Origin of the sequence: Yinghuangia soli, assembly GCF_021502675.1 — a bacterium.
Taxonomy (GTDB): domain Bacteria; phylum Actinomycetota; class Actinomycetes; order Streptomycetales; family Streptomycetaceae; genus Yinghuangia; species Yinghuangia soli.
On sequence record NZ_JAKFHA010000005.1, the window covers coordinates 269,346 to 284,086 of the forward strand.

Consider the following 14,741-nt stretch of genomic DNA (forward strand, 5'->3'; position numbering starts at 1 on the left):
GCGGAGCCGACCCCCCCGCCGCGCACCAGGGGCGCCCCCGGGGGCCGCCCCCCCCGGGCGGCCCGCGACCGCAGTCGCGCCGCTTCCCGCAGGACGGGGAGCGGCGCGCGTACGTCAGCGCCCCAGGCTTGCGTCCAGTTCGCTCGCGCTCCGGCTGCGGATCAGGTCGTTGGCCGCGAGGCCCTTGCCGACCGTCTCGAACAGCGACGGCGGGTAGAACGTCACGTACATCGTGCGCCGCCCGCCGGTCCCGGTCGGCGGCGGCGAGGCGTGCAGGACGTCCGCGATGTGCACGGTGACGTCGCCGGGGTCGGTCGGCACCGACATGTGCGGCAGTCCGGCCAGGTCGTCCTTCTCCGGCGCCGGGCAGGTCTTGCCGTGCGTGCCCGCGATCGCCTCCAGGCAGCCGTTCTCCGGCGACGAGCCGGTCAGCTGGATGCCGACCGCGACCGCCGGGCAGCGCAGTTGGTGCCCGCCGAGGCCGCAGTCGGTGTGCCACGGGATGTTCGCCAGTCCCTTGAGCCGCCCCGGGGGCTTGAGCAGGACCGAGATGCCCTCCATGCGGTCCGTGCAGGCGGCCAGGTCCGGGTGCAGCAGTCCGGACAGCCGCAGCAGCCGGGGGTCGCGCGCCAGGCCGGCGATGAGCGGCGAGTGGTCGTTCGCGTAGACCATGCGGCACAGGATGTCGGTGCCGTCCTCGGCGGCCGCCCACCACGACCGCCCGTCGTCGGTCCGGGCCAGGTCCGCCAGCCGGTCGACCTCGGCGTTGAATGCGGCGATCTCCTCGGCGGTGAACACGCCGCGGACCCGCATCACGCCGGTCGCCTCGAAGAACGCGGCCAGGTCGGCATCCGTGTCGCCGAGCGTCCACGCCCGCTCCAGATCCACCGGCCGGCCCGCGCCGTCGGTGACGGTCGGGCCCGTCGACCGGTAGATCGGAATGCCCTGGTAGAGCGCGCGCAGCGCGGGCTCCCAGGCGAACAGGTCGAGCACCGTGCCGCGCCGCACCTCGACGTCCCCGGCGATGGCCAGGGCCGCGGCGGTCCGCAACTGCGTGACGAAGTCCGTCCAGGCGTCGGGGGACAGCACGCAGACCGACCCCTTCCCGGCGTCCGGCGAGGCCGCGGTCCCGGTTCCGGTGTCGCGCGCACCGCTCTCGCCGTCGGCCGGCTCGACGCGCAGCCGCCCGTCGTCGGCGCGGTACGTCCATGCGGCGTCGCCGACCACGAGGGTCAGCGGGTCGAGCCCCGCGAGTCCGGCCGCGGCCAGCGTGCCGCGGGTGCCGGCGAGCAGGCCCGGCACGATGTCCCGGTGGTACGTCTCTGCGTCGATCCGGTCGGTCGCGTGCATGGCGGCGCCCCTCCCCGCAGGTGACATCGGCCGCAGTATGCCGTGCCTGACGAGCCGTCACCAGGCCTGCGCAGCCCGGCGGGTACATCGCCCCGCGCGCCGCACCCGGAAGCGTCCCAATGGGTGACCTGAGGTTTATGAGGCTCTAGTGAATTAATGACCGAATTGGACCGAATGGGCGTGACTTGTGTGATTAATGGTGTTCAATCGTCTTGATCGTTCCATCCTCGGTACTCCGATGTCCGGCCCTCCCGCGGGCCGGCGAGCAGTGAGCAGACACAAGCGCAGACCAGCGCCCACAAGCGCAACGGCGAGGCAGGTGCACATGGAAGCCCCCGTATTCGACGACGTCGCCGACCCCTCTTGCACGTGCCTCGCGTGCGTATCGGCGCGCCGCCTGGAGTCGCTCGCCCTGCGCAGCGGCGGCAGTCCCGTCCGCCGCGCCCGCCGTACCGCGGCCACGGTCGTGACCGCCGGGTTCGTCGCGGCGGGGGTCGCCCCCGCGTTGGCCCGCGCCCTCGACCCCGACACCACGCTCGACGACGCGGGCCCGCGCCGGCCGCTGGCGGACGGCACCCAGGAGCAGGAGCAGGTCCAGGAGCAGCACCCCCCGGCCGCGGGACCCGACTTCGCGGCCTGGGACGACGGCACGCCCGGCAGCCCGCAGGGCGAACCCGGCCCGCTGCGCCTCGGATCGAGCGGCGGCAAGACCGTCACCCCCGCGGTGGCACCCGGCCTGAACGCGCTCACCACGGTCACCCGCCAGCAGATACTCGAGCGGGCCCGCACGTGGTCCGACATCGTGGTGCCCTACAGCCAGTCCGCCTACCGCGGCGGCTACCGCACCGACTGCTCCGGCTTCGTGTCGATGGCCTGGGGACTGAGCGAGAACGCCTGGACCGGCAACCTCGCCAACTACGCCTACCCGATCGCCAAGAGCGACCTCAAGCCCGGCGACATCCTGCTCTTCCACAACTACGCCAACCCGGTCCGCGGGTCGCACGTCGTCATCTTCGAGCGGTGGACCGACTCCTCGCGCACCGGCTACGTCGGCTACGAGCAGACCCAGCCCGGCACCAAGCACCGCACCATCCCGTACGCGTACTTCAACTACGCGTCGAGCTACAAGCCGTACCGCTACAAGAACATCAGCGAAGGCGGCAGCGCCGGCAACAACGGCGGCACCCCGGGCGGCGGCACGACCGCCCCCGGCGTCACCCCGTTCCCCGGCACCCAGTACTTCGGGCCGGGCAAGTCGAACGCCTACATCACGCAGCTCGGCCAGGCCCTCGTGCGCAAGGGATACGGCAGCTACTACCGCGAAGGCCCCGGCCCGACCTGGGGCGCCGCCGACCAGCAGGCCACCGCCGCGTTCCAGCGCGCGCAGGGCTGGACCGGCGACGACGCCGACGGCATCCCCGGCAAGGAGACCTGGAGCCGCCTGATGGCCGGCGCCACCACCGGCGGCGGAACCGGCGGAACCAGCGGTGCGAATCCCGGCACGCCCCCGCAGACCACGCCGCCCACCACGCCCGGTGCCACGCCCTTCCCGGGTGCGCAGTACTTCGGGCCGGGCAAGTCGAACGCGTACATCACGCAGCTCGGCCAAGCGCTGGTCCGCAAGGGGTACGGCGGCTTCTACCGGCAGGGCCCCGGCCCGACCTGGGGCGCCGCCGACCAGCAGGCCACCGCGGCCTTCCAGCGCGCGCAAGGCTGGCGCGGCGACGAGGCCGACGGAATACCGGGCAAGGACACCTGGGCCCTGCTCATGCGCTGACTTGGGATCACCCCCGATCGCCACGGATCACCGCGGACCCCGCGGGGTACCCCGACCTTCCGACCCGCCGGCCGCGTGCCCGGCGGCCACAAGCACCGCACGGCGTACCGGAAGACGCGCCGCGGCGGCGCCGGACCACCGGCGCAGCAGAAGCACAGGACCAGGAACCACCCCGGCGGCAGGTCCTCCGCCGCAGACCGGCGCCGGCGACGGCGCGTGAGGAGCACAGGTTGACACGCGAAGAGCCGATGGGCGGTGCGGCCGGGCCGGGGGGCCGCCCGCAGCCGGGCGGCGCGGACGGGCCGGTGATCGTCACCGTCCTGGACCGCGACGCCGCGGCCGGCCCGGCGGTCGCGGACCGCGCGATCGACGGGCGGGTGCTGGACACCGCCGAAGTCCGGGCGCTCACCGCGTCCGGACTCGGCACCGCCGCCCCGGCGGCGCACCTGGCGGACCCGGGCTCCCTGGAACGAGGCGACCACATGGCGAACCGCATCGACGGCACGGCGGACCGGACCGCCCTCCAGCCCGTCACCCACGACGACGCACCGCACGGCACCGGACCCGGCGGCGAGCCGTCGACCACCGTGGTCCGCGCCCGGTTCCCGCGCGCCGACCAGGACCTGCGCGAACGCCGCGCCCTCACCCTCCCCGGCTGGCTGGCCGGCGCCGTCCTGCTGGCCGCGGTGGCCACCGCTGCCTGGGCGGCCGCCGCCTCCGGGCGCATCGACGGCCGGCTCCCCGGACAATTGCGCGGCAGCGCCCTCCTGGACGTCTCGCCGCAGGTCGCGGTCGGCATCGGCGCGGCCGCCGCGGCGCTCGCCCTGGTCCTGCTGCTGGGCCTGACCGTCGTGCCGGCCGGCAGCGTGCGCGTGCTCAGCCGCTTCGGCCGCTACCACGGCACGGTCCGCCGCACCGGCCTCGTCTGGGCGGCACCGTTCAACCGGCGCCGCCGGATCGACGTGCGGCTGCGGCACTGGCGCAGCCGCCCGATGGACCTGACCGACCGTCAGGGCACTCCGCTCCAGGTCATGGTGCTGGTCGTCTGGCAGATCCGGGACAGCGCCCGGGCGCGCTTCGCGGTCCGCGACCACGAGCAGTACCTGCGCCAGCAGATCGAGGCCGCGGTCAGCGCGGTCACCGCGTCCTTCCCGTGCGACAGCTTCACGCGCGGCGCCCCCTCGCTGCGCGACACCGAGCACATCGGCGAGGAGATGACCCGGCGGCTGGCCGGTGCCATGACCGCGGCCGGCGTGCAGGTCTACTCCGTCCAGGCCCTGCACATCGACTACGCGCCGCAGGTCGCCGAGTCGATGCTGCGCCGCCGTATCGCCAGCCTGGACGCCGCCACCCGCACCGCGGTCCTCGACGACGTCGTCGACACCGTGTCGCAGGCCGTCGACCAGTTCACCCGGCGGGCGCTCGTACGCCTGGACGAGGACGGCCGCACCGAGTTCGTCCGCGACCTGACCGTGGCGATGTACACCGCCCGCGGCACTGCGGGCCCGGCCGCGCGCGACTGATCCGGGCCGCGCGACCGGTCGGTACGCAGAGGCCCCGGGACCCGCCCGCATCACGCGGGCGAGCCCCGGGGCCTCGCCGCTTCCGGCCGACTTGGCCTAGGCGTCGGCGGTGAACTCGGCGCCGTCCAAAGGCTCGTTGCACGCGTTGCAGGTCCAGCGCGGGACGAGCGGCTGCCCGCACGCGCGGTGCACGATCGCCACCCCGGGCCGTCCGTCGTCCTGGAACCGGCGCCCCGACCAGGCGATCAGGAATGCGAACGTCGGGAAGAAGTCGTGGCCCTTGGGGGTCAGCCGGTAGCCGTGCCGCCGGCCGCCCTCGCGCAGCGGCGTCTTCGCCAGGATCGCCTGCTCGGTGAGCAGGCCCAGGCGCGCGGTCAGGGTCTGCGGCGCGGTGTCGTGCAGCAGCGCCTGGAAGTCCCCGAACCGGTGGTTCCCCAGGAACGCCGCGGCCAGCAGGGATGTGGACGTCCGGTCCGCCAGGACCGCGGCGCTCGCCGTACCTGCTGCCGCACCCGCGGACGCAGCCGCCGCCGCCCCGGCACCCGTACCCGTACTTGCGGACGGGTCGCCTGCCGCGCCCGCGGCGCTCGCCGAACGGTGGTAGCGCCGCCGCGGGTTGGCCGACGCGAACGGGATCGAGGTGTCCACCTCGGCGGCCGTGTCGCGGGCGCTCAGCCCGATCGCCCCGCACGCGCCGCATCCGAACACCGGGTCGGTCCGGCGCCCGCACTTCGCGTGCCGCAGCGCCGCATGCAGGCGCAGCGGCGATGCCGGCGCCCAGCGCCGGTCCCACACGTGCAGCGCGACGTACACCGGCCACAGGTCCGCACCCGTCCCGGTCAGCCGGTACTCGAGGCGCGGCGGCGACGCGGTGTACTCCTCCCCGGCGATCACGCCGTCCGCGGCCAGGTCGCGCAGCCGGCGGCTCAGCACCGGGTCCGAGATCCCCAGCGCGGCCTTCAGGTCGAGGAAGCGGGCCGGTCCGCCGGTCAGCAGGCTGCGTACCAGCAGCAGGTTCCACAGATCGCCCATGACCAGCAGCCCGTGGCCCAGCGACGTCGGGCGCGGCTGCGCCGCCGGCGCCGCGGAGGGCGCGGCGGGCGCGGACGCGCCGGGCGTCGTGGGCGGTGCGGGCGGCCGGGCCGCGGCGGGCGATGTCATCACGCGCAGTATCCAGGGTCCGGCCCCCGCGCCGCGACCGTGCCCGCCCCGGCGCACTCGAAAGCCTGCCGCGGCGTGCTCCGAAGCCCGCCGGAGCATCGATCGAGTCACTTCGTCTCTGGAAGTATTCACCGAGTGGCAGTAACGTCCGGGGCAGTACCACGCACGACGCACCACACCGGAACCGGCCAGGATCTTGTGCTCGGCGGAGGCGTTGATGAGCGAAACCCGAAACGGCGTACCGGCTTCCCAGGCGGTCGCGGACGGTGAGGAGAACCCGTACCTGCTGGGCGTGTACGCCCCGGTCGGGACCGAGATCGTCGCAGACGATCTGGAAGTGATCGGCGAGGTCCCGCGCGACCTCAACGGCGTCTACCTGCGCAACGGGCCCAACCGGCGGTTCGCCGTGCCGGGCCGCTACCACTGGTTCGACGGCGACGGCATGATCCACGCCCTGCACTTCGAGAACGGCCGGGCGCGCTACACCAACAAGTGGGTCCGCACCGCCGCCTTCGACGCCGAGACCGCCGCCGGGCACGGCCTGTGGAGCGGCGTCATGGAGGACCCCGCCGGCAACCCGTTCGGCAACGGGCACGGCCTCGGCCTCAAGGACTCGGCCAACACCGACGTGGTGTTCTTCAACGGCCGCCTGCTGTCCACTTGGTACCTGTGCGGCACCCCGATGAGCATGGACCCGCTCTCGCTGCGCACCCTCGGCCCGGAGAACTTCCTCGGCACCCTGACCGGCGACTTCATGGCCCACCCCAAGGTCGACGAGGCCACCGGCGAGCTGTTCTGGTTCGACTACGGGCCCGAACCGCCGTACCTGCGCTACGGCGTGGTCAGCCCGGACGGCAAGGTCGTGCACACCACCGAGATCGACATCCCCGGCCCCCGCCTGCCGCACGACATGGCCATCACCGAGAACCACGCCGTGCTCATGGACCTGCCGCTGATCCAGGACCAGGAAGCCCGCCGCCGGGGCCGCTACCGCATCCACTTCGACCGGGAACTCCCCTCCCGGTTCGCGGTCCTGCCGCGCAAGGGCGACGGCTCCCAGGTCCGCTGGTTCGAGGCCGCGCCCGGCTACATCTACCACGTGGTCAACGCGTGGGAAGAAGGCCACGAGATCGTGATGGATGTCTGCCGGGTCAAGGACCCGCAGCACCAGCCCCGCATCACGCACCCGCTCGCCCGCATGCTGGCGTACCTGCGGCTCGACGCCCAACTGTGGCGCTACCGGTTCGACTTGCGCACCGGGACCACCCGGGAAGGCCCGCGGGACGATGACAACACCGAGTTCCCGATGGTCGACTCGCGCGTCGTCGGCCGCCGCAACCAGTACGGGTACGCCGTGCACATCGCCCGCGAGGACACCCTGCTCTTCGACGGCCTGGTGCGCTACGACCTGCACACCGGCGCCCGCCAGGACCACCGCTTCGGCCCGGGCCGCTGGGGTTCCGAGGCGCCCTTCGCGCCGCGCGACGGCGGCACCGCCGAAGACGACGGCTACCTGGTCACCTTCGTGCACGACGAACGCGAGAACCGCTCCGAGGTCGTCGTCCTGGACGCCGCCGACCTCGCCGCCGGACCGGTGTGCCGCATCCTGCTCCCGCAGCGCGTGCCGACCGGCTTCCACTCCTGCTGGGTCCGCGCCGACCAACTGGAGCAGGCCCGGTGAGACTCCACCCCGAAGCACGCACCGCCGCCTACACCGAGGCCGGCTGGTGGGGCGCTCCGACCTGGGACGAGATGTTCCGCGCCCGGGCCGCCGAACGCCCGGACGCCACCGCGGTCGTCGACCCGCCCGACCGCGAAGTCCACCTCGACGGCCCGCCCCGCCGCCTCACCTGGGCCGAACTCGACGCGTACGTCGACCGGTTGGCGCGCGTCCTGCTCGCCCGAGGGGTCGGCGTCGACACCATGGTCGGCGTCCAACTCCCCAACTGCACCGACCTCGTGGCCGCCTACCTCGCGGTCGGACGGCTCGGCGGCATCGTGACGCCGTTCCCCGTGCAGCACCGCGAGCACGAACTGGGCACCCTCGGCAGCCTGGCCGGCGTCACGCACTTCCTGACCTCGCGGCGCATCGGGCAACGTCCCGCGGCGCAGAACGCCCGTGACATCTACCCGGCCGACGTCACTGTGCTGGCCTTCGGGGACGCAGCAGGCGCGGCCGGGGCAGCGGGGGACGCCGGGGCAGCCGAGGCCGACGGCACCACGGGCATCCCGGCCTTCCCGCACGGCGTGGTCGGCCTCGACGCCGCACTCGCCGCCGCGGCGGACGACCCCGACGACAGCGCGCTGGCCGCCCACCTCAAGTCGTTCACCCGCCACCCCGGCGACTGCGTGACCGTGTGCTGGACCTCCGGCACCGAAGCCGTCCCCAAGGGCGTGCCGCGCTGCGCCGACGACTGGCATCCGATGGCGCTCGGCAGCGTCGACGAGGCCGCGCTGACCGCCGCCGACGTCCTGCTCAATCCGTTCCCGATGGTCAACATGGCCGGGCTGGGCGGCATGTTCGTGCCCTGGCTCATGACCGGCGCGGTGCTGGTGCAGCACCACCCGTTCGACCCGGCGGTGTTCTTCGGCCAGATCGCCGCCGAGCAGGTCACCTACACCGTGGTGCCGCCCGCGCTGCTGGCCATGGTCCTCGGCACCGCCGGACTCCCGGAGGGGGCGCTGGCCTCGCTGCGCGTCGTCGGCTCCGGCGCGGCCCCGCTCACCGAGGCGATGACCACCGGCTGGGCCGACCGGTTCGGCATCGAGGTGCTCAACTTCTTCGGCTCCAACGAGGGGGCGAGCCTGGTCTCCGGACCGCGGACCGTGCCGGACCACCGGGACCGGGCCCGGTACTTCCCGCGCTTCGGCGCCCCCGGCCGCACCTGGGCCAACCGCGCCGCCCAGGGCATGCAGACCCGCCTGGTCGACCTGGCCACCGGCGAGGAGGTGACCGAGGCCGACCGGCCCGGCGAGCTGCGCATCAAGGGGCCGGGGGTCTTCGCCGGCTACCTCGGCCGCGAACCGGGCGACGCCTTCGATGCGGAAGGGTGGTTCCGGACCGGCGACATCTTCGCGTACGCCACGGGGGAGGAGCCCTCGGCTTCCGCCGCCGCGGGGGAGCCGCGCTATCTGCGCTACGTCGACCGCGCCAAGGACATCGTGGTCCGCGGCGGCATGAACATCTCGGCCGCCGAACTCGAAGGCCACATCCTCGCCCACCCGGAGATCACCGACGCCGCGGTCGTCGCGGTACCCGACCCCGTCCTGGGCGAACGCGCCTGCGCCGTGGTCGTGACCACCCCCGGCTCGGCACTCGGCCTCGGCGGCCTCGTGGACTTCCTGCGCGACCGCCGCATCGCCACCTACAAGCTGCCCGAACGCCTGGAGACCGTCGACGTGCTGCCCCGCAACCCCGTCGGCAAGGTCCTCAAGACCGAGCTGCGCGCCCGCTACCGCGACGCAGCCCCCACCGCCCCGGACCGGACCGAGGAGGGACCGTGACCGCGTACATCCTGGGCGGCGCCCAGACCGACTTCGCCCGCAACTGGGCCAAGGAAGGCCTCGGCCTCGTGGACATGATCCGCGAGTCCGCGGAAGGGGCCCTGGCCGACGCGATGGTCGACGTGGCCGACGTCGACGTCGTGCACGTCGGCAACCACGCCGGCGAACTCTTCGCCGGGCAGTCCCACTTGGGCGGACTCACTGCCTCGGCACTGCCCGACCTCGCCGGACTCCCGGCAAGCCGGCACGAAGCCGCCTGCGCGTCGGGCAGCATCGCCCTGCTCGCTGCGGACGCCGAAATCGCGGCCGGACGCTACGACTTGGCCCTGGTCGTCGGCGTCGAGCTGATGCGCAACGTGCCCGCCGACCAGGCCGCCGCCAATCTCGGCAGCGCCGCCTGGGCCGGCCGCGAGGCCGTCGGCGCCACCTTCCCGTGGCCCGCGCTGTTCGCCGACGTCGCGGAGGCGTACGACCAGCGCTGGGGCCTCGACGCGGAGCACCTCGGTGCCATCGCCCGCAGCGCCTTCGCGAACGCCCGCCGCAATCCCCAGGCCCAGGCCCGCGACTGGAACTTCGAACCCGCCGCATTCACCGCCGACGACACCGCCAACCCGCTCGTCGAAGGGCGCCTGCGCCGCACCGACTGCGGCCGCATCACCGACGGCGCGGCCGCCGTGCTGCTCGCCTCGCCCCGCTACGCCGCGGCCTGGGCCACCGCGCACCGCCGCACCCTCGGCGACGTCCCGCGGCTCGCCGGGTTCGGGCACACCACGGACACCCTGCTGCTGTCCGACAAGCTGGCCCGCCGCACGCCCGACGGCACGATGTTCCCGCACCTGGCCGGCGCGGTCGCGGACGCGTACCGGCGGGCCGGACTGCGCGGCGCGGCCGGCGTCGACGTCGCCGAACTCCACGACTGCTTCACCATCTCGGCCCTGGTGGCCTACGAACACCTCGGGCTGCCCGGCATCGGCCCCGGCCAGGGCGGCCGCCTGGTCGAAGCGGCGGAGGCCGGCGAACCCGTCCCGTTCCCGATCAACCCCGGCGGCGGCCTGCTCGGCCTCGGCCACCCGGTCGGCGCCACCGGCGTGCGCATGCTCCACGACGCCGCCCGCCAGGTCGCCGGCACCGCGGGCGCCGCCCAGGTCGACGGTGCCCGCACCGCCCTGACGCTCAACATCGGCGGCTCGTTCACCACCGCGGTCGCCACCGTGGTCACCCGAGGAGGAGATGCGTGACGGTCCGCAATCCGGACGCCCACCTGCTGGCGTACGTCCGCACCCCCCGCGGCAAGGCGTCCGCCCGGGGAGGGCTCGCCGCGGTGCCTCCGCTCGACCTGGTCCGCGGACTCCTCGACGCCCTCGTCGCGCGCACCGGCCTGGACCCCGCGCACGTCGACGACGTGATCCTGGGGTGCGCGGGCCAGGTCCGCGACCAGGGCGCCAACCTCGCCCGCACCGCCGTCCTGGTGGCCGGATGGCCGCACGCCATCCCCGGGCAGACCGTCAACCGGTTCTGCGCCTCCGGCATCGACGCGGTCGCCGCCGCGGCCGCACTGGTCCGGTCCGGGCAGGCCGACCTGGTCGTCGCGGGCGGCGTCGAATCAAGCTCCCGCGTGCCGATGTTCGCCGACGAAGGACCGCTGTGGACCGACCCTGCGGTGGTCCGGGGCGTCGGCAGCGTGCACATGGGCATCGCCGCCGACGTCGTCGCCACCGAAGACGGCCGGGAGCGCCCCGAGTTGGACGAGTACGGCGTGCGCACCCAGCAGCGGGCCGCAGCCGCCTGGGAGCAAGGCCGGTTCACTCCGGCCGTGGTCCCGGTCGCGGCCGCCGACGGCACCGTCCTGCTCGCCCACGACGAACACGTCCGGCCCGGCACGACGTACGACCAACTCGCCGCACTCGAACCGGCATTTACCGAGCTCGGCGCCGACGGGCAGGACGCTCTCGCCCTGCACCACCTGCCGCACCTCAAGGAGATCCGCCACCTCCACACCCGCGGCACCTCTCCGTCGGTCGCGGACGCGGCCTGCCTGATGCTGATCGGGACCGCGGACGCCGCGGAACGGCTCGGCCTGGCGCCGCGGGCCCGTATCGCCGCCACGGCCTCGGCCGGCGCCGACCCCGTCCGCATGCTCGTCGCCGGGCAGACCGCCCTGGTCCGGGCGCTCGAACGCGCCGGACAGCAACCCGGCGACCTCGACGTGATCGAATACGCCGAGGCGTTCGCCGCGCTGTGCCTGAAGATCCAGGACGAACTCGGCTTCGGCGACGACCGGTTCAACGTCAACGGCGGCACCATCGCGATGGGCCATGCCTTCGGCGCCACCGGGGCCATCCTCATCGGCGCCTGCGCCGACGAACTCGCCCGGTCGGGAGGTAGGTTCGGAGCCGCCGCGGTCAGCGGCGCGGCCGGTCTGGGCAGTGCGGTGATCCTGGAGGCAGCATCATGACGGCGACGCCGGATTCCGAAGTGGGTGCCGACACGGCGCGCGCCGTCCCGGGCGGAGCGCCCGGGGCCAAGCTGTCCGTGTCCCTCGGACTCTGGCAGGACCGGCCGCCCGGCGAGGCCCTGGCCACCGCGGAAGCCGCCGACCGCCTCGGCTACGACGAGCTGTGGATCGGCGAGATGGCCACCTACGACGCCTTCGCACTGGCCGTCGCCGCCGCAGCGCGGACCACGCGTATCCCGCTGACCATCGGACCGCTCGCGGTGACCGTGCGCGACCCCGCGACCATCGCCATGGGCGCCGCCTCCGTCGCCGACTTCACCGGCCGCCCGGTCGGCGTCGCGCTGGGCACGTCCTCGACCGTGGTGGTCGAGGACTGGCACGGCCGCTCACGCGCCCGCGCCGCCCGCGCCCTCGACGAATCCGCGGGCGCAGTACGCACCTTGCTGGCCGGCGGGCGCGCCGACCTGGACGGCGAGGTGCTGCGCTGCCGCGGCTTCCGGCTGCGGCTGCCCGCGGTGCCCGGACCGCTCACCATCGCCGCATTCGGCCCCGCGGCACTGCGTACCGCGGCCCGGCACGCGGACCGCCTCGTCCTCAACCTCGTCTCGCCCGAGACCGCCGCCGACCTGATCGCCGACCTGGAAAAGGCCGCCCGCCAAGTCGGACGCCCCCGCCCCGCGGTCGCCGTCTGGGTGTGCGCCGCACTCGAAGGCGCGGCGGCACAGCCCGCCCCGGACACCGGCGCCGGCGACGTGCCGCCGGGCGTGGAGCAACTGCGCCGCGGCCTCGTGCCCTACCTGGCCGCCCCCGGCTACGCCGACATGTTCACCCGGGCCGGCTTCGGCGAAGTGGTCGCCTACGCCCGCACCGCGCCCCACCCGCGCGACCTCCTGGCTGCCGTACCCCGCGAACTCGTCGACGTCGTCGCGGTCACCGCGGACCCGGCCGCCCGCGTCGCCGAGTACACCGCCGCAGGCGTCGACGAGTTCGTCGTCGTCCCGGCCGCGACGGAAGCGGACCCGGGCGGCACTCGGACCCTCACCGAACTGCGCACGGCAGTGAGGCCTCCCGCCTAGACCGAGTCCGACCTGTTCCGGCCGCTCACCCGGCGGCGCGCAAGTACTGCACGGCCAAGCGCGCCGCCGTCCCGATGGCCGCGTCCGCTCGCGGCGCCACCGCCGCAAGCGCGTGCGACCGCGTGAACACGGCCACTGCGTACCGCCCGCCGTCCGGATACTCCACGACGCCCGCCTCGTTGCGGATGGTCGGCAGTGTCCCGGTCTTGCCGCTCACCATGACGTCGTCGTACGGGAATCCGGACGCCAGGCGGTGCGGCCACACCTGAAGCCCCATCAGCCTGCGCATCTGCGCGCACTCTTCGGGCGGCGCGGCCTCGTCACGCCAGATCGCCGCGGCCAGTCTCGTCATGTCGCGGCAGGTCGTCGCACTCGTCCGCAGCGGGTCGAGTGCGCGCACCCGGGACAGCACACCCGGCGTGCCCAGGCGTTCCCACAGCTCAGCGGCTCCGGCGGCGCCGCTGTCGTCGAGCAGCGAGTCGTGGACGGTCCGGCTGTCGCCGACCACCCGCGTGCCGCGCAGCTCCAACTCCTGCAGCGTACGGGCGACCGCATCGGCACCGACGTGCGCGAACACCTCGTCGGCGGCGGCATTGTCGCTCACCGTCATCATCATCGCGGCGAGGTCGCGCAGCGACATCGTCACCGGGTCGGCCAGGATCGAGATACCGGTCGGCCCGGCATACCGCTCGTCCGGCAGCAGCGTGACCGGACTCCGCGGATCGAGCACGCCCGCCGCGACCTCCCGGTGGAACGCCACCAGCAGCGGCAGCTTGAACACCGAGGCGAGCACCACCGGTTCGTCCGCTCCCACGCCGAACTCCCGCCCGCGGTCGATGTCGACGGCATGCAGGCAGCCGACGACACCCGCATCCCGGAAGACCGCCTCGACGGCCTGGCGCGGGCTCATGCGAAGAACCCCGATGCGGGACGCACGACCACGCGGCGCGGCGCGGCCGCGTCCAGCCGACTCATGCCCGCTTCACGGCACAGCACCTCAGCGGCCACCGCCGCGAAGTCCTCCACTCCGGGCGGGGATTCGTCACCGTGCCGCCAGACGCAAGAAGTACGCAGCGCAAGCGACGCACCGGCCACCGTCCGCCACACCGTCCCCGGTGCCTCCGCACCGCGGGGCACGAGCGCGAGCGCCGTCCCGGCAAGGACCAGGCCGAGCGCGAACTGCGGGCTCGGCGCCTCGTGGACGACGCCCGGCGCGAACCCGTGCAGCCGGCACGCGGCCATCAACTCGTCGTAGGCCCCTGGTGCCTCGTCGCGCGGGAACACCACCGCCGCACGGCCGTTCAGGTCCGGGAGATGGAGCTCGGGACCACCGCCGGACGGCCCGTCCGCGGCAGCACCCGACCTGCCCTCCTCGTCCCTTGCGTCCGCCGGAAGGAGCACGCCGAGCGGCTGCGCCAGCATCGGCCCGAACGCCAGCCCCGGCGCCTCGCACGGATGGCGCACGATCCCGACGTCGAGCGCACCCGCGACGATCCGCCGTGCCTGCTCCGGCGTGGCCAGCGGGACGAGGTCGAGCAGCAGGTCCGGCCGCCGGGCCCGGAACGCGGCGATCAGCGCCGCGACCACCGACCCGTCGAGGTCGCCGGGAATGCCGGCCCGCAGGCCCCCGCCCGCCTCCGACCCCAGCGCGTATATCCGCTGCACGCGGGCGAGGATGTCGTACGCCTCGTCCACCAGCGCACGCCCCGCGGGGGTCAGCGCCACATGCCGGCTGGAACGCGCGAACAGCCGCACGCCGAGCTCCGCCTCCAGCCGCCGGATGCGCTGGCTCAACGGCGGCTGCGCCATCCCGAGCCGCGCCGCGGCCCGGCCGAAGTGGAGTTCCTCGGCGACCGCGACGAAGCACGTCAGGTGCGCCACGAGGTTCATGAGCA

11 protein-coding genes are annotated in these 14,741 nt (G+C 74.4%); 7 read left to right on the plus strand and 4 right to left on the minus strand.

Annotated features, from left to right (window positions below; genetic code table 11):
• Window positions 1-114 precede the first annotated feature (114 nt).
• On the minus strand, window positions 115-1,350 hold the full coding sequence (locus LZ495_RS12455; RefSeq protein WP_235052188.1) for a phytanoyl-CoA dioxygenase family protein: 1,236 nt from the start codon (window positions 1,348-1,350) through the stop codon (window positions 115-117).
• Between the two features lie 325 nt (window positions 1,351-1,675).
• Between LZ495_RS12455 and LZ495_RS12460 the strand changes: the two genes are divergently transcribed.
• Both LZ495_RS12460 and LZ495_RS12465 read left to right on the plus strand, forming a co-directional pair.
• Window positions 1,676-3,127, plus strand: coding sequence for a peptidoglycan-binding protein (locus LZ495_RS12460; protein ID WP_235052189.1), 1,452 nt, complete (start codon window positions 1,676-1,678; stop codon window positions 3,125-3,127).
• Between the two features lie 230 nt (window positions 3,128-3,357).
• Window positions 3,358-4,650: an SPFH domain-containing protein gene (locus tag LZ495_RS12465; RefSeq protein ID WP_235052190.1), complete on the plus strand. Its 1,293-nt coding sequence runs from the start codon at window positions 3,358-3,360 to the stop codon at window positions 4,648-4,650.
• Between the two features lie 96 nt (window positions 4,651-4,746).
• Here LZ495_RS12465 and LZ495_RS12470 read toward each other — a convergent pair whose 3' ends face one another.
• Window positions 4,747-5,811 (minus strand): winged helix-turn-helix transcriptional regulator, encoded by a 1,065-nt coding sequence (locus LZ495_RS12470; protein ID WP_235052191.1) that lies wholly within the window; start codon window positions 5,809-5,811, stop codon window positions 4,747-4,749.
• Between the two features lie 217 nt (window positions 5,812-6,028).
• Between LZ495_RS12470 and LZ495_RS12475 the strand changes: the two genes are divergently transcribed.
• The 5 genes from LZ495_RS12475 to LZ495_RS12495 are packed head-to-tail and all read left to right on the plus strand — an operon-like array spanning window position 6,029 to window position 12,846.
• Entirely contained in the window at window positions 6,029-7,492 is a 1,464-nt protein-coding gene (locus LZ495_RS12475; protein WP_235052192.1) for a carotenoid oxygenase family protein, read from the plus strand.
• Window positions 7,489-9,315, plus strand: a complete 1,827-nt coding sequence (locus tag LZ495_RS12480) for a class I adenylate-forming enzyme family protein (RefSeq protein WP_235052193.1) — start codon at window positions 7,489-7,491, stop codon at window positions 9,313-9,315. The genes LZ495_RS12475 and LZ495_RS12480 overlap by 4 nt, the downstream gene beginning before the upstream one ends.
• A complete protein-coding gene (locus LZ495_RS12485; protein ID WP_235052194.1) occupies window positions 9,312-10,553 on the plus strand; it encodes an acetyl-CoA acetyltransferase in 1,242 nt (413 codons plus the stop codon). Before LZ495_RS12480 ends, LZ495_RS12485 begins: the two co-directional genes overlap by 4 nt.
• Window positions 10,550-11,770, plus strand: a complete 1,221-nt coding sequence (locus tag LZ495_RS12490; RefSeq protein WP_235052195.1) for an acetyl-CoA C-acyltransferase — start codon at window positions 10,550-10,552, stop codon at window positions 11,768-11,770. The genes LZ495_RS12485 and LZ495_RS12490 overlap by 4 nt, the downstream gene beginning before the upstream one ends.
• Window positions 11,767-12,846, plus strand: coding sequence for an LLM class F420-dependent oxidoreductase (locus tag LZ495_RS12495; protein ID WP_235052196.1), 1,080 nt, complete (start codon window positions 11,767-11,769; stop codon window positions 12,844-12,846). Before LZ495_RS12490 ends, LZ495_RS12495 begins: the two co-directional genes overlap by 4 nt.
• Window positions 12,847-12,871: 25 nt before the next feature.
• On the opposite strand, the gene LZ495_RS12500 is transcribed toward LZ495_RS12495, so the two are convergent.
• Entirely contained in the window at window positions 12,872-13,756 is an 885-nt protein-coding gene (locus LZ495_RS12500; protein ID WP_235052197.1) for a serine hydrolase, read from the minus strand.
• On the minus strand, window positions 13,753-14,736 hold the full coding sequence (locus LZ495_RS12505) for a LysR family transcriptional regulator (RefSeq protein ID WP_235052198.1): 984 nt from the start codon (window positions 14,734-14,736) through the stop codon (window positions 13,753-13,755). Before LZ495_RS12505 ends, LZ495_RS12500 begins: the two co-directional genes overlap by 4 nt.
• Between the last annotated feature and the right edge of the window lie 5 nt (window positions 14,737-14,741).

Excerpts from the sequence above, each read along its gene's own strand:
- LZ495_RS12475 (WP_235052192.1), top strand. The coding sequence starts at position 6,029 with ATGAGCGAAACCCGAAACGGCGTACCGGCTTCCCAGGCGGTCGCGGAC.
- LZ495_RS12460 (WP_235052189.1), top strand. The coding sequence starts at position 1,676 with ATGGAAGCCCCCGTATTCGACGACGTCGCCGACCCCTCTTGCACGTGC.
- LZ495_RS12455 (WP_235052188.1), bottom strand. The coding sequence starts at position 1,350 with ATGCACGCGACCGACCGGATCGACGCAGAGACGTACCACCGGGACATC.
- LZ495_RS12495 (WP_235052196.1), top strand. The coding sequence starts at position 11,767 with ATGACGGCGACGCCGGATTCCGAAGTGGGTGCCGACACGGCGCGCGCC.
- LZ495_RS12470 (WP_235052191.1), bottom strand. The coding sequence starts at position 5,811 with ATGACATCGCCCGCCGCGGCCCGGCCGCCCGCACCGCCCACGACGCCC.
- LZ495_RS12500 (WP_235052197.1), bottom strand. The coding sequence starts at position 13,756 with ATGAGCCCGCGCCAGGCCGTCGAGGCGGTCTTCCGGGATGCGGGTGTC.
- LZ495_RS12505 (WP_235052198.1), bottom strand. The coding sequence starts at position 14,736 with ATGAACCTCGTGGCGCACCTGACGTGCTTCGTCGCGGTCGCCGAGGAA.